General features: G+C 48.5%; 17 protein-coding genes and 1 pseudogene. 12 read left to right on the top strand and 6 right to left on the bottom strand.

Features of this window, described 5'->3' with window-relative positions; translation table 11 throughout:
* Window positions 1–786 precede the first annotated feature (786 nt).
* The 6 genes from tcfA (at window position 787) to tioA (ending at window position 7,393) form a co-directional block, all read left to right on the top strand.
* Entirely contained in the window at window positions 787–1,497 is a 711-nt protein-coding gene (gene tcfA / locus ABVN36_RS19415; protein ID WP_001009507.1) for a fimbrial chaperone TcfA, read from the top strand.
* Window positions 1,498–1,547: 50 nt separating this feature from the next.
* Window positions 1,548–2,123, top strand: coding sequence for a fimbrial protein TcfB (gene tcfB, locus ABVN36_RS19410; RefSeq protein WP_000287812.1), 576 nt, complete (start codon window positions 1,548–1,550; stop codon window positions 2,121–2,123).
* Between the two features lie 108 nt (window positions 2,124–2,231).
* Window positions 2,232–4,919, top strand: a complete 2,688-nt coding sequence (tcfC, locus tag ABVN36_RS19405; protein ID WP_023138327.1) for a fimbrial outer membrane usher protein TcfC — start codon at window positions 2,232–2,234, stop codon at window positions 4,917–4,919.
* 22 nt (window positions 4,920–4,941) lie between these two features.
* Window positions 4,942–6,048: a CfaE/CblD family pilus tip adhesin gene (locus ABVN36_RS19400; protein ID WP_023138326.1), complete on the top strand. Its 1,107-nt coding sequence runs from the start codon at window positions 4,942–4,944 to the stop codon at window positions 6,046–6,048.
* Window positions 6,049–6,180: 132 nt separating this feature from the next.
* A complete protein-coding gene (locus tag ABVN36_RS19395; protein ID WP_000141547.1) occupies window positions 6,181–6,636 on the top strand; it encodes an Lrp/AsnC family transcriptional regulator in 456 nt (151 codons plus the stop codon).
* Between the two features lie 139 nt (window positions 6,637–6,775).
* Window positions 6,776–7,393 carry a protein TioA gene (tioA, locus tag ABVN36_RS19390; RefSeq protein WP_023138325.1) on the top strand — a complete coding sequence of 206 codons (618 nt, stop codon included), beginning with the start codon at window positions 6,776–6,778 and terminating at the stop codon, window positions 7,391–7,393.
* Between the two features lie 602 nt (window positions 7,394–7,995).
* On the opposite strand, the pseudogene ABVN36_RS19385 reads toward tioA, so the two are convergent.
* Window positions 7,996–8,108: pseudogene (locus ABVN36_RS19385) on the bottom strand (hypothetical protein); the annotation flags it as partial.
* 56 nt (window positions 8,109–8,164) lie between these two features.
* Here ABVN36_RS19385 and ABVN36_RS19380 point away from each other — a divergent pair.
* Entirely contained in the window at window positions 8,165–8,353 is a 189-nt protein-coding gene (locus tag ABVN36_RS19380) for a hypothetical protein (protein WP_031603649.1), read from the top strand.
* 3 nt (window positions 8,354–8,356) lie between these two features.
* On the opposite strand, the gene pagN is transcribed toward ABVN36_RS19380, so the two are convergent.
* The 4 genes from pagN to fadE form a co-directional block, all read right to left on the bottom strand.
* Window positions 8,357–9,076: an adhesin/invasin protein PagN gene (gene pagN / locus ABVN36_RS19375; RefSeq protein ID WP_000787605.1), complete on the bottom strand. Its 720-nt coding sequence runs from the start codon at window positions 9,074–9,076 to the stop codon at window positions 8,357–8,359.
* 345 nt (window positions 9,077–9,421) lie between these two features.
* Window positions 9,422–9,829 carry a Spy/CpxP family protein refolding chaperone gene (locus ABVN36_RS19370; RefSeq protein WP_001622793.1) on the bottom strand — a complete coding sequence of 136 codons (408 nt, stop codon included), beginning with the start codon at window positions 9,827–9,829 and terminating at the stop codon, window positions 9,422–9,424.
* A gap of 370 nt (window positions 9,830–10,199) precedes the next feature.
* Window positions 10,200–10,967, bottom strand: coding sequence for an amidohydrolase (locus ABVN36_RS19365; protein ID WP_000015789.1), 768 nt, complete (start codon window positions 10,965–10,967; stop codon window positions 10,200–10,202).
* 108 nt (window positions 10,968–11,075) lie between these two features.
* Window positions 11,076–13,520 carry an acyl-CoA dehydrogenase FadE gene (gene fadE / locus ABVN36_RS19360; RefSeq protein ID WP_000973041.1) on the bottom strand — a complete coding sequence of 815 codons (2,445 nt, stop codon included), beginning with the start codon at window positions 13,518–13,520 and terminating at the stop codon, window positions 11,076–11,078.
* 239 nt (window positions 13,521–13,759) lie between these two features.
* Here fadE and lpcA point away from each other — a divergent pair, with 239 nt between their 5' ends.
* Complete coding sequence (lpcA, locus tag ABVN36_RS19355; RefSeq protein ID WP_000284051.1) at window positions 13,760–14,338, top strand: D-sedoheptulose 7-phosphate isomerase; 579 nt, start codon at window positions 13,760–13,762, stop codon at window positions 14,336–14,338.
* Between the two features lie 212 nt (window positions 14,339–14,550).
* Window positions 14,551–15,318: a class II glutamine amidotransferase gene (locus tag ABVN36_RS19350; protein ID WP_000333387.1), complete on the top strand. Its 768-nt coding sequence runs from the start codon at window positions 14,551–14,553 to the stop codon at window positions 15,316–15,318.
* Here the strand turns inward: ABVN36_RS19350 and dpaA are convergent.
* Entirely contained in the window at window positions 15,289–16,029 is a 741-nt protein-coding gene (dpaA, locus tag ABVN36_RS19345; RefSeq protein ID WP_001225658.1) for a peptidoglycan meso-diaminopimelic acid protein amidase, read from the bottom strand. The genes ABVN36_RS19350 and dpaA overlap by 30 nt on opposite strands.
* 249 nt (window positions 16,030–16,278) lie before the next feature.
* Here dpaA and dinB point away from each other — a divergent pair, with 249 nt between their 5' ends.
* From dinB to prfH, 3 genes are all read left to right on the top strand, one after another.
* Entirely contained in the window at window positions 16,279–17,334 is a 1,056-nt protein-coding gene (dinB, locus tag ABVN36_RS19340) for a DNA polymerase IV (protein WP_001226204.1), read from the top strand.
* Between the two features lie 218 nt (window positions 17,335–17,552).
* The gene (locus ABVN36_RS19335; RefSeq protein WP_000528890.1) at window positions 17,553–18,692 is read left to right on the top strand and encodes an RNA ligase RtcB family protein; all 1,140 of its coding nucleotides are present in this window, start codon (window positions 17,553–17,555) and stop codon (window positions 18,690–18,692) included.
* On the top strand, window positions 18,689–19,303 hold the full coding sequence (gene prfH, locus ABVN36_RS19330) for a peptide chain release factor H (protein WP_001524786.1): 615 nt from the start codon (window positions 18,689–18,691) through the stop codon (window positions 19,301–19,303). Before ABVN36_RS19335 ends, prfH begins: the two co-directional genes overlap by 4 nt.
* The last annotated feature ends 67 nt before the right edge of the window (window positions 19,304–19,370 follow it).

The following is a 19,370-nucleotide window of genomic DNA, read 5'->3' as shown; positions in this document are numbered from 1 at the left end:
TCAATTTGAATGGTGTTTTTTTATAACATTATGTTTTAAAAGGTGAATTGTATTTTCATGGTGAATTATTCTGTTTTATGTTGTTATTTATGGAATATTTAACCAATATTTTATCTAAAAATAGTGTATTATATTGATTACACTTTGCTGGAGAGGTGTAAACATCAAGCGTAACCATATGATGTATATAAGTTTTTGTTTGCTGATATCATATTTTTAACAGATATTGAGCAAGTAAATCTGATCTAACTGTAACTTTAGTTTTCTAAATTAATTACTTTGCTTACTTTTTTTTACCTGGTTTTGTAAAACCTCATGATGATCAGTCTATTTGTGGCTTTGTTTAAGGTTTATTTGGTTTTGTAGTCTGAATTGTATCTCCCTCCTGGAGGGCTTTCTTTAGATTCTCTGTCTCCTACGTTGTTATGTTACGTATTTGTTGCTTTGAAGGAGGGGAAATACAGTTCCATTTATCTGAGTAAGTCAGGTACACAGTAACAACTTTCTTATGAAGAATTTCCAAAATTTTTACTGCGGCGTTATTAATTGTTCAGCGATTCTTACAGATCTGTCGTTCGCTTTTAGTGAATGAAATCCGTGGACTTTTATTTACTAATTTTTTCTTTCCTGAAAAATACAGAGGTATTGAGCGAAAAATTTTATTCCGTATGATGCCCTCCACACAAAATGTATTAACACTGAATCGTAATTTGCTTCTTTATGCTGATAACTTTCTGTCTATGCTAATACTAAAATTTAGATGACTTTTATACGGTAAAATCTGGTATGAATTTTAAAGATACTCTTCCCGGGGTGTTTCTCTGTGTCGCTATGTTTGCATGTGGTCATGCCAGGGCTAATATGCTCGTTTATCCCATGGCGGCAGAAATTAATAGTAGCCGCGAAGAGGCCACCTCGCTGTTCGTCTATTCTAAATCAGATCATGTGCAATATATTCGAACAAGAATCATGCGTATTGAACACCCTGGTATGCCACAGGAGAAGGAGGTACCAGCAGGGAATGATATAGAGACAGGACTTGTTGTCTCCCCGGAGAAATTTGCTCTTTCCCCGGGAACAAAAAAAACAATACGTGTTATCAGTACTCAGGCACCGGAAAGAGAGGAAGCCTGGCGGGTATACTTCGAGGCTGTTCCTGAACTGGAAGATGATCCACAGGCAGGCGGAAAGCAAAATTCATCCGTAAGTGTGAATCTTGTCTGGGGGGTGTTGCTGCGTGTTTCTCCGTCAGACCCCAGGCCTGCGCTGGTAACGAACGGTCACCACCTGCTGAATACGGGAAATACCCGGCTTTCTCTTATTCGGGCCGGCAACTGCGACACCACATGCCACTGGCAGAATATAGACAAAAGTATTTATCCCGGCGGGAGTGCTGATATTCCGGCCGGAATAAAAAGTAATGCATTTCGTGTGGAATATCGTACGGGTGCAAATTCACCGGTAATCTCTGCTGATTTAACAGCAGCCGGAAAGTAAAAACACACGGAGCGTACGCTATACCCTACATTTATTCTCAGGGGGAGCGGATGTATACCGAGTGTACATATATCACTGTAATAAACAACAAAGCAAGGTTATTTTTTATGAACATGAAAACATCTTTTATTGCCGCAGCTGTGGCATTGGCCACCGTTTATTCTTTTTCTGTTTCTGCGGTTCAGAAGGATATTACCGTCACTGCCAATATTGACAGTACACTTGAACTGCTGCAGGCCGATGGTTCATCCCTCCCGTCGACTATGAAGCTGGATTTCATGCCGGGTAAGGGCCTGGTCCATAAATCACTCCAGACCCGCCTTTACAGCAACGATCAGACCAAGTCGGTTAATGTAAAACTGTTGAATGCTCCACAACTTATCAACGTCCTGGATCCCACCAAAACCATTGATATGGAAGTGACTCTGGGAGGACGGTCACTGACCACCACCAATTCTGTACTGGAAGCTAAAACCCTGTTCCCGGACGGAAAAACTGGCGATGCTTCAGCTCCGCTGAACCTGGATATTGGTCAGAAGGCTGGAGCAGCCTTACAAAACCTGCCTGCCGGTGAATACAGCGGATTGGTCAGTCTGGTGATTTCACAGGCTGTCACTGCCGGCTAATAACCGGTTATTAGCTCTTCATCTGATCCGGTTTTGGGGTGTCACCGTTCGTACCTGAACCGGATCCGGTATTGATCTTATTATTCATTGCAATTCAGGTCTCTTTACGTGAGTCGTTATTTCTGGATGTATTATTTACTGGGATTGTGCAGTTTTACCAGCCAGGCAACTCTTATTCCCCCTCCTGGATTTGAATCTCTGCTGGAAGGACAGACTGAGCAAATTGAAGTGTTGCTACCAGGGCATTCACTGGGATTATTTCCGGTGGTGGTTAAACCGGACACCGTGCAGTTCATGTCCCCATTGATGGTACTTGAAAGCAGTGGGCTTGCCGCGTTGCCGGCCGCAGAACGGCAAAAAGCGCTGGCTGCACTCAGCCGTCCGTTGCTACGTAACAGCAATCTGGTCTGTGGTGTCTCAGAAGCAAAAGACAGCAGCGAGTGTGGTTACGTGGCAACAGATAAAGAGGATGTTGCGGTTATTTTTGATGAGAACAACGCTCAGTTATCTTTGTTTCTTAACCGGGACTGGTTGCCGGATGAAGAACGACGTGATAAACGCTGGCTGACTCCGACCCCGGAGGGTGTCAGCGCATTTATTCACCGCCAGACGCTGTATCTGAGTGATGATCTCCACAGTCGTAATATGACACTGAATGGTAGCGGTGCCCTGGGGCTTGGTGATGGTCGTTATCTGGGAGGCAACTGGGCGGCTATCTGGAATCAGTCAGAACATTACAATAACAGTCAGGCCTGGTTTGACAATCTGTTTGTCCGTCAGGATCTCGGCAATCAGTATTATCTCCAGGCTGGTCGGATGGATCAGCGGAATCTGTCCAGCGCCACGGGGGGGGATTTTGGGTTCAGTCTGCTTCCCCTGAGCCGGTTTGATGGATTACGAACCGGGACCACCCAAGCTTATGTTAACCATGAGGTGGACCAGAATGCCACTCCGGTTATGGTTCAGGTTACCCGAAATGCCCGTATTGATATTTATCGTGGCAGCGAGTTGCTGGGGAGTCAGTTCCTGACCCCGGGAATGCATACCCTGGATACTCACTCTCTTCCACCGGGAAGCTATCCTCTGGCGTTGCGGGTGTATGAGGATGGGATTCTGCGGCGAACGGAGACCCAGCCCTTCAGTAAGGGGGGCAATAGCTTCAGTGCACAGACCCAGTGGTTTATTCAGGGCGGGCTGGAAGATACCGGGGATAAAGCCAGCCATTATGACGGTGAGACTGTCATGGCTGCCGGATTCCGAACTGGGCTGCGGAAAAATATCAGTCTGACCGAAGGTATCTCTCTGGCACATGAGGCCTGGTACAGTGAAACCCGACTGAATTCACAGCATGCAGTGCTGGATGGCACGCTGGACCTTTCTGCCGGGATACTGCATGGGACAGACAGCACGAGCGGTAACACTGAGCAGGTGACATACAACGACGGATTTTCCGCGAGTCTGTGGCGTAACCATACGGAAAGTGATGCCTGTAGTGGTCGTCATCCACAGTCAGTGCATGCCAGTATGACCTGCCAGACTTCGATGAACGCCTCCCTGTCGGTTCCGGTGGGGAACTGGTATGCCCTACTGGGATACAGTACCAGCAGGACAGAAGGTCGGCCGGTTTACCGGGGATATGATGATAACAGTGACAAAGAAAATGTGTTCTGGCGACAGGCATACATCCCTGCCTCTCACCGCGAATCTGCTCAGGCTAGTGCAACGTACAGCCTTAATATGGCTGGCATGAATATTAATACCCATGGGGGAGTATGGCGAACCCGAAATGACGGAGTGAATGATGATGGCTTGTTTATGAGTGTCAGTGTGTCATATGCCTCTCAACCACCGACAATGACTGGCAGTAATGGGTATACCTCAGCCGGGACCGATATTCACAGTAGCCGGAATCAAAAAACACAGACGTCCTGGAATGTGAACCATGTGAGATCCTGGCAGCAGGATCTGTATCGTGAACTGTCGGTGGGTTTCTCCGGTTATAACGACGACAGCTGGAGCGGGAGTCTCGGCGGACGCATGAGCGGCCGTATGGGTGAACTGAGCGCCACTATCAGTAACTCCCATCAACGTAATGCGGGCAGCGCCAGTTCACTCACCGCTGGCTACAGCTCGTCTCTGGCGTTATCCCGTAATGGACTGTTCTGGGGAGGTGGTCAGGACGGTGAACCGGCCTCTGGCATGGCGGTGAACGTGGAGTCAGAGGGGGACGAGGGCAGTAGCGGGAAAGTAGTCAGCGTTCGTGGCAGCAGCCAGCCGTTCAGTCTCGGTTTTGGTCAGCAGTCGCTGTTGCTGATGGAAGGCTATAACGCCACGGAGGTGACCATTGAGGATGCAGGGGGTAGTTCACAGGGTATGGCAGGCGTAAAAGCGGGAGGGGGAAGCAGGCGTTACTTCCTGACACCCGGGCATCTGCTGGTTCACAACATCAGCGCCAGTATGAGCCGACTGTACGTTGGCCGCGTACTGGACAAGGATGGCAGACCGCTGCTGGACGCACAGCCACTGAACTATCCATTTTTGTCGTTGGGACCTTCCGGGCGATTTAGCCTGCAGAGCGAGCATAAAGAATCCAGCCTGTGGCTGCTGTCAAAAAACAGGATCCTGCGTTGTCCGATGTCAGTACATAAACGTCGGGATGTTATGCAGGTAGTGGGTGATGTGCGGTGTGAATTAAGTGACGTGGATGCCCTGCCACAGGCGTTGCAAATATCGCCGCGGGTCATCCGTTTACTGAACGTTGCTGGTCTGCTGCGCCATTCCGTTCAGGAAGCCTGACGTAGAGATAAAGGCGTTAACTATGAGTAATAAAATGAAGTGGACGAGTATGACAGCCCATTGGTCAGCAATTATTAATTTCATCCGAAAATACGTTCGCTCTGCAAGGATGGTTGCAATTCATCTTCTGGTACTGTGGTTACCTGTTTCAGCTCAGGCTGAAAGGGAGAGCGACTATTCATGGAACCTGCCAGTCTCTGGGAATATAGACCTGAATGCACTCCCTGAACAACAGGATATATGGTCTATTAAGGTAGTCCGAAGGGATTTCGGTCTAGGGTACTTTTCATTAATGTGCCTGTCTGAAAACGATGATGTTTTCGGAAAATGCCGGACAAGGGTTCCAGACGGTGTGTGTGCTCAACCTTTCCAAAACGTGCCATTACGGTTTACGCGGCAGGGTAGTGGTGAGACGATTACCCTGACCGTGGCAGGTAGGTTTGCTAATCATGATGAGGGATTTGCAGGATCGGTGACCTACAGCGAGATGGCGGATCACGTCATTATAAAAACATGGATTCTGCGTGAGGAGTTGAAAAAAATCCCGACTACCGGCATCTGGACTGCGCATCTGCAGATGCGATCTTTGCGATGGTGGAATATTCCAATCGGTAGTTTAGTGTCGGATATCACGCTGAATGTAACAGACCACTTTGCAGAAAATGCGGCTATTTACTTTCCGCAGTTTGGTACTGCAACCCCTCGTGTTGACCTGAATCTTCACCGGCTGAATGCCTCACAAATGTCGGGCAGGGCTAATCTGGATATGTGTCTGTATGACGGAGGTGTGAAAGCCCGTTCATTACAGATGAAGATAGAAGGAAGCAATAAGTCAGGTACGGGATTTCAGGTTATAAAGAGTGATTCTGCTGATACGATTGATTATGCGGTCAGTATGAATTATGGAGGACGAAGTATTCCTGTCACCCGTGGCGTGGAGTTCAGTCTGGATAACGTGGATAAAGCAGCAACGCGTCCGGTGGTACTTCCCGGGCAACGGCAGGCGGTACGTTGTGTGCCAGTGCCCCTTACCCTGACAACACAACCCTTTAACATCAGGGAGAAGCGTTCTGGTGAATATCAGGGAACGCTGACAGTGACAATGCTGATGGGAACACAAACCCCCTGACAGTAATTATTTATTTTATTGATATCTTTCTTATATGGTTTTTTAAATCAGAGTTCTCTTTATATACTTGTTTTATTTAATAAAGAGAATCTATTCACTTATGAAAATCAATGCGTGAGGTTCTGCTTTCCTATGACTGAGTATTTAGATGATAAAGATAAAGAATTATTGAAAGAAATCCAAAAAGATTGTGCGCAAACTTTATGGCAACTTGCATATAAAGTGGGACTTACGCCCACACCATGTTTCAAACGTTTAAAAAAACTTAAAGACAGGGGGGTTATCATTGGTCAGTTCGCTTTATTGGATAAAGAAAAACTAGGTCTTTCACTTAATGTCTTTATTATGATTAACATATCTGAGGAGCAATACGCTAGTATTTCTGAGAAAATAAAGTCAATGCCTGAGGTTATTGCCTTTTATCGAATTTCTGGATCATTTAATTATTTAATGCATACAGTATTTACAGATATGAACGATTACTATAGTTTTTATGAGAAAATAATATTAACTAATTCTTCAATTAGTGGATCTGCATCGAGCTTTGTTCTTGAGCAAATAAAGGAAACAAACGAACTACCAGTGTGAAAGTGTGATGTGTACTTACTGATTTAATACATTATTATCCTTCTTACGGAACAACAACGGCAGATTGCGGCTGTTGAACAAGGATTTTAATCAGCAGTGGTGAAATTAAGCGGCACAGAATAACACAGCGGAATATCACATGGTTAAATATCACCCCGTGCATGTAACAAAAAACCGCATTAAAACAGATGATGTTACTGATATTTATTTCGTTGAACCCTTCTGGAAAGAAGGCGAAAACAACATAATTGAGTCATTGATGTTTTTTGAAGAGTTACAAAAGTCATTTAATTTATTCAACCATAAATATGGGTTAAATAAATATATACTCAGGATCCCCTGGGAATTTGTGCTCATACATATGGAAAGGATCAGTAAATTAAATAGCGTCGGGTTATTTGCTGTTTCTGTTGACTTTAATAACAACCACAAATTTCTGAGCGAGTACATCAGGAGTCGCAGAGATTATGGTATGGAAGTTTGGTTTGATTTTTGTGGTAAACATTCTTATTCCAGTGAAATTAAAAACCTTGGGTTCTTTTTTCAGGCTTGCGTAGTGCCTCGTGATCCTAATTTTATTAGTAGTGTTTATCATTATCATAAGTTCCAAAAGATTCTTGTCGGGGATATAAATGATGTAGAACAGAGGGCCGTGTACCAGAACGAAGTTGATTACATGTATGGAATGCAATGGCCATCGTCATATGACGGTTTTTTCTTTCGGGATCATAAAAAAAATGAAACTTGGTGTATATAACAGAAGGAGTGAAAATTTGAATCAAAAATATCTTATTTATTTTTTGTTTAATTATTGTTTTGTTTTTTTATTACGATTAAATATAAAGAACATCATTGTTCGTGTGGTGGGGAGGCTGGAAGTTTAGGGGATGACCGTTTATCAACAATTTTATTACAGCCACCATACGAATGGTTTATATATGCACTAGATGTATTATTTTAGTTTAATATATCGATGGTTACTATTTGCATTGATGATGTTCCGTTATATTAAGGAATATACATCTGTATCTCTTTATACGCACGCTCACATTACTAATCATTATTAATATGAGTGTGGTTCTTGTTTTACGCATGCATGGTTGCATGTGACGTTAAATTTAAATGAGCTGACTGTATGAATTCTAAATACTTTAGAGAGGTGTTTTTTGTCTCGGTAGTTGTTATATTATTATTTTATTTGGTGTTATTTGCAGCCAGTGCTCATGCTGAAGGCGGCTTCAGCTCTGGAGGCATTGGGTTATTTATGACGGGAACAAGAGAGATGCTACTGTAGAGATAATAAATTCTGCTAAAGATTCCCCAATTCTTGTGCATTGACATCCTCCACGTCCTGAAGGGCGTGGGTTCCTGCTTCAACGGGCGGCCTGACTGCACGCTCCTTCCACAGGCAAGCACGGCGTGTCCCGCTCTAAAATGTTACGCGCGCCGTTTACATCGGCGTTCGCAGTATATCTTCATACCAGACACTTGTAAGTATCTCGCATAATCGTGCCATTCACATTTAGAGATCATACAACAGGACGGGGCTGTTTTTGGGCAGCCGGAAGTTAAGCCCATACCAGAAACGTTGCAGTGTACTGAAAAATGGCGCCAGGTTGCACCTGTTCAACGATTTTCTGAAGGCGCAGGAGTATTCATTACTGATATCCTCCATTGCGCCTTCGGGAACCCACAGGACCAGCTATTTTACCGATAGTGTTTAAAAGGCGTAAGTAATGCCGAGCATGAAGTCATTGGAGGCAGCCTTTGTGTCTGCATCATAAGCGGTATGTTCATCACCAGCATAGTGATTTTTTGAAATGCTTACTTTGCCTGCATTAATGTATTTATAACTGGCGTCAATCATAATATTATCTGTTACAGCATATTTTGCACCGATACCTGCGCCCCAGGCAAAGTTATTTTTTGAAGCAGACAGAGTTTCATTAATACCAAAACCAACAGGAATGGTGTTATTACTTAGCTTCACATGAGCGAGGCCAACGCCTGCGCTGATATAGGGTGTAAACGCCGTACTATTGTGAAAATCATAATAGCCATTAACCATGTAAGTGGTCATTCGGACCTGATTTTTTACATTTATGTGTACTGGCTGACCAAATGCAATAATATCCTGCCCGCCTTTAGCATCCGTCTCACCTCTGAAAGTGGTATCCAGTTCTAAACGTACTGGAAGCTGGAATGGATCATAAAAGTCATAACCGATAGCAACCCCGCCGCCAAAAACGCCTTTGGTACGGTCAGGTAACGTTGCATGACCATTGACTATCTCATCCTGGCTGAAGGTTGAGTTGATTCCATAGACATTTACTACGGATGTCCCCGCTTTCCCGGTGATATAGATCCCTTCTTTTGCTGATGCAGTAGCGGACCAGGCTACCACAAGGGGAATGATGCAGACTGCGAAAAAGTTTTTCATTTCAGAACCTGCCTTAATATTGGGCTAAAAGACAAGTTTCACGGTATAGGGTGTGATATAACGATTACATAAACGAAGCCCAAAAAACGGTCTATTGTAACGCTGGGTTTTCTGTAAGCGGGTAAAAAATGAGATGAAGATTTTAAATAACAATACGATAATCGTCGGTATGGAAATCCATCTCCTTGCCAAATTGCCCAACGTATGCCAGCCCCACGTACGGTTTCACTTCTACGTTATGTAACGGGTAGTGTGAGATGGTGCGATGTTGTAAGAAAAAGATGAAGATGAATTTGTACCTGTCCTGGATAAAGCCCGTTATCCAGAAATAACGGGCAAAAATATTTACTCAAGTGCCTGGGCGAGATCTTGTTGTACCTGTTGACGCTGTTCTGGTGTTAAGACTTTGCTTAAATCAAAATAATATTTAACCCGATAATAGCGAGCCTGTTGTTCTATGTTACTAAAGGCTGCAAGCTGCTCTTTTACGGCGGCGTCATCCCATTTACCGGATTTAATCACCTCTATCAGCGCACCGTCTTTAATTCCCTTCATAGAAATCTGACTGACGTCGGTTTCCAGTTGTTGGTGAAGTTTTTTGATCCGGGTAATCTGATCGTTTGTCAGCTTCAGATGCTGGACAATAGGATCTTGGGCGGGCAGGGGAGGATTGGGGACAGCGGTGGCGAAAGCGCCAAAAGAAACGCCCGCCAGAGTCGCTGCCAGTAAAGTTGTGCGTACAAAGTTTTTCATGAAGATATCCTGATAAGGGAGTGATTAACCGTTTTTATTACCCACGAATGGCGAGCAATTATCTTAGAGCCTATCCCATTAGGGCTATTTTACTTGCCATTTTGGACCTGGGCAGTGCTTGCCAAAACGCGTTAGCGTTTTGAACGCCGCTAGCGGCGGCCCGAAGGGCGAGCGTAGCGAGTCAAACCTCACGTACTACGTGTACGCTCCGGTTTTTGCGCGCTGTCCGTGTCCAAACTGGCTGCGCCAATAACGCCTGGTGGGATAGGCTCTTAGTCAGAATACGTTGCCTGCCACATTACGCCACGCGAATTTGTTTTACGGAGAGTTACGGAGTGAAACAATCCCGCCGCGGTGAGCGGCAGGTTGCTTACAAGGTGAATGGATCGGCATCGCGCCAGGCTGGAAATTTTTCGCGATAGTCCTGCAAGGCGACGAGAGAAAGATCGGCATCGATACGTGTCGCCTGGTGTGGTTCGGCGGTGGCGATAATGTCGCCCTGGGGATTAATGATCCGGCTATCGCCGCGATAATGTAACCCGTTGCCATCGGTGCCAACCCGGTTGCAGCCTGCGACATAAGCCTGATTTTCAATAGCGCGCGCTGTCAGTAATGTTTGCCAGTGTAGCGAGCGCGGCGCAGGCCAGTTCGCTACATACAGCGCCAGATCGTAATCATTGCGGTTGCGCGACCATATCGGAAAGCGCAGATCGTAACAGATCAACGGCAGAATGCGCCAACCGCGCCACTGCACGATGATGCGTTTATCGCCTGCGGCATAATGTTGATGTTCATCCGCCATACGAAACAGATGGCGCTTATCATAGAGATGAACCTTGCCTTCCGGTTCAACCAGTAAGAAGCGATTTACGGCGCCGCGCTCAGTTTGTAGCGCCGCGCTGCCGGCAATCAGAGCGTCAGTTTGTCGGGCTTTGGCCTGCATCCACGTAATCACGCTATCTTGCGAAAGTGAGTTATTAGCGGCCTCCATCGCGAAGCCGGTGGTAAACATTTCAGGTAGAACAATCACATCCCGGCCAGATACGAGCTCTAGCTGTCTGTCAAAATGACGCAGGTTTGCCGGGCCGTCCATCCAGACTAAAGGTTGTTGCAACAGAGTAATTTTCAAACCAGACACGATCGGAGCTCCTCATTGAACAGCGTCTTTACACTGTAGCATGAGCAATAATAAAAAAGCGGCAAGAAAAAGCCCCGCGAAAGCGGGGCAGGAAAGACGCGAGACTGATTATGCGGCTTCGACTTTACGCACTTTCTCCGGCAGCTTTACCGGTTTGGTCGCCAGCGCTTCAGGTTCAAAATCATCAACGTTGATACTGCGCAGGCGGCTCTCTTCCGCTTTCGCCAGAATGGCGGCTTCATCTTTATCTATAAGCCCTTTCGCCAGCGCATTGCGCGCCAGTTCATCCAGACGAGTAAACGGCAGATTTTTACCCAGTTCTTTGCAGATGCGCTGGTGGATAGGGTCGGCAGCGATGACATCACGCAGCGCTTCTTCCAGTAAACCGACCGGATTATGTTCGGCGGGCGTCAGATACTGACCGCGCCCAATGCGTGAACGTGTGGCGTTCGGCACCTGCAGGATCTTCGCCACGGCGTGATCCAGCTTATCAGACGGCGCCAGATAATGACGGCCAGTCGGGAAGATCATCGCGGTGAGCAATCCGGCCACGACGCGGTTCGGGAAGTTCTGCAGCAGATCGTCCATCGCTTGTTCAGCACGATACAGCGCATCCTGTACGCCCCAGTGCACCAGCGGCAGGTCGGCTTCGTGGCGACCTTCGTCGTCGTAACGCTTCAGTACGGCTGAGGCCAGATAAAGCTGACTCAACACATCGCCCAGACGCGCGGAGATACGCTCGCGGCGTTTCAGACTGCCGCCCAGTACCGCCATTGACACGTCAGACAGCAGCGCCAGGTTTGCGCTCAGTCGGTTCAGATGCTGGTAATAACGCTTCGTGGCGTCGCCGGTTGGCGTATGGCTCGTTAATCCGCGGGTCAGGCCAAGCCAGAAACTGCGAACGGTATTGCTGCCGACATGACCAATATGTTTAAACAACAGTTTATCAAAGGCATTCACATCATTATTCTGCGCTGCGGCCATCTCTTCCAGTACATAAGGATGGCAGCGAATGGCGCCCTGACCAAAGATCATCATGCTACGGGTCAGGATATTCGCGCCTTCCACGGTAATCGCGATAGGCGCGCCCTGGTAAGCACGCGCCAGGAAGTTGCTCTCGCCCAGCATAATGCCTTTACCCCCAGTGATATCCATCGCGTCGATAATGGACTGCTGGCCGCGGTGGGTGCAGTGGTACTTCACGATAGCCGACAGTACCGCCGGTTTTTCGCCCAGCATAATGCCGTAGGTGATTAACGATGCGGCGGCATCCATCACATAAGCGTTACCTGCAATACGCGCCAGCGGTTCTTCAATACCTTCCATCTTGCCGATAGATATTTTGAACTGACGACGAATGTGAGCATAGGCGCCGGTTGCCAGCGCGACGGATTTCACCCCGCCAGTGGAGTTGGACGGCAGGGTAATACCGCGTCCTACCGACAAACATTCCACCAGCATACGCCAGCCCTGTCCGGCCATTTTGGGGCCGCCGATAATATAATCAATAGGCACGAAAATATCGTTACCGCGGGTTGGGCCATTCTGGAACGGAACGTTAAGCGGGAAGTGACGACGACCAATTTCCACACCCGGCGTTGAGGTAGGGATCAGGGCGCAGGTAATACCCAGCTCTTCTTCTCCGCCTAACAATCTATCCGGATCGGAAAGCTTAAACGCCAGGCCCAACACGGTAGCTATCGGCGCCAGCGTAATGTAACGCTTGTTCCAGGTCAGGCGCATACCCAGCACCTGCTGGCCCTGCCATTCGCCCATGCAAACCACGCCGGTATCCGGAATGGCGCCTGCATCAGAACCTGCTTCCGGGCTGGTCAGCGCAAAGCAGGGGATCTCCTGGCCGCGCGCCAGTCGCGGCAGATAGTGATTCTTCTGCTCTTCCGTACCATAGTGCTGCAACAACTCGCCAGGGCCGAGTGAGTTTGGAACGCCGACGGTGATAGCCAGAATCCCGGAGACGCCGGACAGTTTTTGCAGTACACGGGACTGCGCATAAGCGGAGAACTCCAGCCCGCCGTACTCTTTTTTAATGATCATCGCAAAAAAACGATGCTCTTTCAGATAAGCCCACAGTTCCGGCGGCAGATCCGCCAGTTCATGGGTAATCTGGAAATCGTTCGCCATCCGGCACGCTTCTTCTACCGGACCGTCGAGAAACGCTTGCTCTTCGGCAGTGAGTTGCGGTTGCGGATAGTTGTGCAGTTTTTTCCAGTCTGGCTTGCCCTGGAACAGATCGCCTTCCCACCAGGTTGTACCGGCATCAATCGCTTCTTTCTCAGTGCGCGACATCGGCGGCATGACCTTACGGAAGCCGCGGAACACCGGTGCGGAAATCATTGATTTTCGCATCGGTGTGAGGTTAAACGGCACGAGGATAATGGCCAGAGGAACCAACAGCCAGATGGACCACAGGCCAGCGACGCCAAGTGCGGCGGTCCAGGCGAGCAGAATCAGGCTGCTGAGAAATAAACTCACGCGGTGATAGAACAATGCGCCGAGCAGAACAACCGTAGCGATAATACTCAAAATCATCATAACGAAAAGCTCCCTTGCTTGTAGGAGGTCTGACCACTTGTGATGATTAGGTTGTAGTGGATGTAAAATCTTTTAGCAATGTGTTTACAAAATAATTACAACAAAGCTCACATTGTTGCCGTTTTTGGGGGCACGAAAAATCAAAAGCGTGAGGCGTTAATTCGGCTTATGCTTCTCGCCTGTACTGCTATCCGGTACACTGCATACTGTCATTTACATTCATGCTGAAGGATATCCTCATGTACCAGGATCTTATTCGTAACGAACTGAACGAAGCGGCGGAAACGCTGGCTAATTTTTTAAAAGATGACGCCAATATTCACGCTATTCAGCGCGCGGCGGTCCTGTTGGCTGACAGTTTTAAAGCGGGTGGTAAGGTACTTTCCTGCGGTAACGGCGGCTCCCATTGCGATGCGATGCACTTTGCTGAAGAGCTGACAGGTCGTTATCGTGAAAATCGTCCGGGCTACCCGGCAATTGCGATTTCTGATGTTAGCCATATATCCTGCGTCAGTAATGATTTTGGCTATGACTATATTTTCTCTCGTTACGTTGAGGCGGTAGGGCGCGAAGGCGATGTCCTGTTAGGGATCTCGACGTCGGGTAACTCTGGTAACGTGATTAAAGCGATTGCCGCGGCCCGTGAAAAAGGCATGAAAGTGATCACGTTGACCGGCAAAGACGGCGGCAAAATGGCGGGAACGGCGGATATTGAAATTCGCGTACCGCACTTCGGTTATGCCGATCGTATTCAGGAAATTCATATCAAAGTGATTCATATTTTGATTCAGTTGATCGAAAAAGAGATGGTTAAATAACTATACCCGTCATACTTCAAGCTGCAGGTGCGTTGGTTGCGCTCAGAAACCCCAGTCACATAGTTATCTATGCTCCTGGGGATTTCCTCCCTTACCGCCTTCCTGCAACTCGAATTATTTAGGGTATAGCATATTGTTTTCTTTGATATTTTGACTTTTGATTGGCTGTAAAAATTACGCCTTCCCGCTTAAGGCGTTAGTGGAGGTGATGTATGTGCGAACTGCTTGGGATGAGCGCCAATGTGCCGACGGATATCTGCTTTAGCTTCACCGGACTGGTGCAGCGTGGCGGCGGAACTGGGCCGCATAAAGACGGCTGGGGAATTACCTTTTACGAAGGAAAGGGCTGTCGCACGTTTAAAGATCCGCAACCGAGCTACCATTCGCCGATTGCGAAACTGGTACAGAATTACCCGATCAAGTCCTGCTCGGTTATCGCCCATATCCGTCAGGCTAATCGCGGTGAAGTGGCGCTGGAAAATACACACCCTTTTACCCGGGAATTATGGGGACGCAACTGGACTTATGCTCATAACGGTCAGCTCAACGGTTATAAGTCGCTGGAAACCGGTAATTTTCGTCCGGTGGGGGAAACCGACAGCGAAAAAGCGTTTTGCTGGCTATTGCATAAATTAACGCAGCGTTATCCCCGCACGCCGGGCAACATGACGGCGGTATTTAAATATATTGCGACACTGGCGACGGTATTACGTGAAAAAGGGGTTTTTAACATGCTGCTGTCAGATGGGCGATATGTGATGGCGTTTTGCTCAACCCATTTGCACTGGATCACTCGCCGGGCGCCGTTTGGCGTAGCCACGCTGGTGGATCAGGATATGGAAATTGATTTCAGTTCACAGACCACGCCAAATGACGTGGTTACCGTGATTGCTACCCAGCCGCTAACGGGGAATGAAACCTGGCAAAAGATTATGCCAGGCGAATGGGCGTTATTTTGCCTCGGAGAGCGTATAATTTGAGGCCAGCTGTGGCTGAACGACTTCGTGACTCAACGGTTTGCTCACGACGTAGCGTCCATCAACGATAGAAACAGTTGGCGGCTTATGCGTCTGTTCAAAATAATCGTAGCCGGGTTTTAGCTGCGCCCAGAAATCTTTGTAATATGAATATTTATGACGCTGCATATTGGCGTCGGTCATCCGGAACGGATAAATACTCACCTGCACGCTCGGCTGACCAAAGACCAGCGCGGCGGTGACAAACTGGAAAATCTCATCAATGCCGCTGTCGGTCATGGCATAGCAGCCGACGGAAACACAGGCGCCGTGAATCATCAGATACTTACCATCATAGCCATGCGCGCGATCGTAGGCATTGGGAAAACCAATGTTGATGGCCTTATAAAAACGGCTGTCTGGCTTGAGTTGATTGCGCTGAACGCTGTAAAACCCTTCCGGACTTTTAAAATCGCCCTGACGGCGTTTCGGGCCTAACCCACCGGAATAGTTGCAAATTTTGTAGCTATCAAGCAACTGGTATTGCTCACCCATTTTGACGTAGAGATCAAGAGTGCGCTCTTCTTTAAAAATCTGAATATAGACCGGTGAGCCCATTAACTGCTGCTTATACTCTTTACTGACCGGCGTGACGGGGCTGCTGCTGCTCAGCAAACCGGCAAACGAGACGCACGGCATCAGAAGCATCGCAAGAAAAAATGCGATTTTACGCATACTGCTTGTTCCTTGATAAAACGGTTACACACGCCAGAACGGCAAAAGAGTCCCCAAATCGGAGTAATCTGGATTTGGAGCGCTCACATTAGCACCACGGCAGTTTTTCGCAAGTCCCCGTGTGTACGTTTACAATTTTCCCGCCGCTTTCGTCGTCATACCTTCGAATATGTCGCATTTTTAACGCGAATGTCTCTTTGCGCGCAATAAAACATACTGTACACTTAAACAGTATTGTGGGGGCGAGCGATGCGCAAAATCATACATGTTGATATGGACTGTTTTTTTGCCGCGGTAGAGATGCGTGATAATCCGGCGTTACGCGATATCCCCATTGCCATTGGCGGGAGTCGTGAGCGAAGAGGCGTTATCAGTACCGCCAACTATCCTGCGCGCCAGTTTGGCGTACGCAGCGCGATGCCGACTGCCATGGCGCTAAAGCTGTGCCCCCATCTCACCTTACTGCCTGGCCGCTTTGACGCCTATAAAGAGGCTTCGCGGCATGTACGTGACATCTTTTCCCGCTACACTTCACTGATTGAACCGCTCTCGCTGGATGAAGCCTGGCTGGATGTGACTGACAGCCCGCACTGTTATGGTTCGGCGACGCTGATCGCCAGGGAGATTCGTCAGACTATTTTCAATGAACTGCAACTCACCGCCTCCGCCGGCGTTGCGCCAGTGAAATTTCTGGCGAAGATTGCCTCCGATCTCAATAAACCGAACGGACAATATGTTATTACGCCAGCCGATGTACCCGGCTTTCTTAAAACGTTGCCGTTAGCCAAAATTCCAGGCGTGGGGAAAGTTTCCGCCGCCAAACTGGAAAATATGGGGTTAAGAACCTGCGGGGATATTCAACAGTGCGATCTGGCGATGCTTCTCAAACGCTTTGGTAAATTTGGCCGGGTATTATGGGAGCGTAGTCAGGGTATTGACGAGCGTGATGTTAACAGCGAAAGGCTGCGTAAATCGGTAGGCGTTGAGCGTACTCTGGCGGAGGATATTCATGAATGGTCGGACTGCGAGGCCATTATTGAACATTTATATCCGGAACTGGAGCGTCGTCTGGCTATAGTAAAGCCCGATTTACTGATTGCCCGACAGGGCGTTAAATTAAAATTTAATGATTTTCAGCAAACCACTCAGGAACATGTCTGGCCGCAATTAAATAAAGAAGACTTAATTACCACCGCCCGTAAAACCTGGGACGAGCGTCGCGGCGAGCGCGGCGTACGGCTGGTGGGGCTACACGTAACGCTGCTCGACCCTCAGTTGGAACGACAGTTGGTGTTAGGGTTATAAGTCAGGCTATTAAGATTTTATCACTATTACGATTGCGCCATCTAAATTTCAGTATTACTATACCCGCGTTTTCTCATTCTCAATAACTGCAAAGGAGGTTCATCATGACACTTTATTCTCTGAACGCACTTTGCAGACATTTCCAGGATTAATTTTCTTTTATTGCCCTGGATTAGTCTGCCATTTCCTGATTTTTTAATTCATATATGGAATGGTATATGGGCAATTATATTCGTCCTTTATCAGATGTGGTATTTTCTATCGCATCAGATAACCTGTGGATCGAAGATTCCGCGATCCAACAATTATATACGACGGCTAAGTTAACCGGTATGAAACGCGTTATCGGGATGCCAGATCTGCATCCGGGGCGTGGCTATCCTATTGGCGCAGCCTTTTTCTCGCGTGGACGCTTTTATCCGGCGCTGGTCGGCAACGATATCGGCTGCGGCATGGCGTTATGGCAAACGGATATTTTAGGGCGTAAATATAACGCCGATAAACTGGAGAAGCGGCTGGCGTCGCTGCCTGACGTGGCGGACGCGCAGTGGCTGGAGGAGAATGTCCCCGCCGCAATGCAGCATCATTCGTGGCGCTCTGCGCTGGGTTCCATTGGCGGCGGCAATCATTTTGCCGAGCTGCAGCAGGTCGATCGCATCGTCGATGCTGATTCGTTCGCTTTGTCGGGGTTACAAAAAACGCAGTTATTACTGCTGGTACACAGTGGTTCACGCGGTCTGGGGCAAGCTATCCTGCGTCGTCATGTGGAGGCGTTTTCGCATAACGGTTTGCCGGAAGATAGCGACGATGCGCGCCGCTACCTTGCAGAACATGACGATGCGCTGGCATTTGCCCGCAGTAATCGCGCGCTGATTGCCCGCCGGATACTGCAACAGCTCAGGGCTGAGGGCGAACCGCGGCTGGATGTGGCGCATAACTTCGTTGAACCCTGTACTGTCGCGGGTGAGGCGGGGTGGCTGCATCGTAAAGGCGCTACGCCAGATGGGCAGGGACTGGTGATTATCCCCGGCTCGCGCGGCGATTATAGCTGGCTGGTGAAACCCGTCGTCAGCGAGGAGAGCCTCTTCTCCCTGGCGCATGGCGCGGGGCGCAAATGGATGCGTACCGAGTGTAAAGACCGGTTATCGGCAAAATTTACCCCGCGACAGCTCTGCCGTACCGGGATGGGTAGCCGGGTGATTTGCCGCGATCGCCAGCTCATTTATGAAGAAGCGCCGCAGGCGTATAAATCCATCGATAGCGTTGTGGATTGTCTGGCAGACGCCGGACTGATTACGCCAGTTGCCTGCCTGCGTCCGGTGCTGACGCTGAAAACCTCAGGGGAGAAAAGCGCATGATCTTACTGCAACTTTCTTCTGCGCAGGGACCAGACGAGTGTTGTCTGGCGGTAAAAAAAACGCTGGATTGTCTGACGAAAGAAGCTGCCAGAGAAAAGGTATCGCTGACACGGCTTGAAACGGAGCCGGGACGATTACCAGACACGCTGCGTTCCGCGCTGGTCTCGCTGGACGGCGAAAAAGCTATGGCTTTCAGTGAACGTTGGTGCGGCACGTTACTGTGGATTTGTACCAGCCCGTATCGCCCGCACCATGGGCGAAAAAACTGGTACGTCGGCATTGGGCGCTTTTCCGCCGACGAACACATACAGTCTGATGAGATTCGTTTCGAGACTCTGCGCTCTTCCGGCCCGGGTGGGCAGCACGTTAATAAAACCGACTCGGCAGTGCGGGCCACGCACCTGGCGAGCGGGATTAGCGTGAAGGTTCAGTCGGAGCGCAGTCAACATGCGAATAAGCGTCTGGCCCGGCTGCTGATTGCCTGGCGGCTGGAACAGCAACGGCAAAATGAGTGTGCGGCGTTGAAGTCTGAAAGGCGTCTGTTCCATCATCAGATTGAGCGCGGCAATCCGCTACGGATATTTAAAGGAATGGCGTTTACGCCACAATAATTCGGTGTTACCGGCGCTGTTATAGGGCTGTCCGGCTATTCGCGTGTAGCCGCAGCGCTATTCAGCG

Source organism: Salmonella sp. SJTUF15581 (genome assembly GCF_043356775.1).
GTDB classification, from domain to species: domain Bacteria; phylum Pseudomonadota; class Gammaproteobacteria; order Enterobacterales; family Enterobacteriaceae; genus Salmonella; species Salmonella enterica.
The sequence above is the reverse complement of the archived record's forward strand: the minus strand, read 5'-3'. Positions and strand labels throughout refer to the sequence as shown.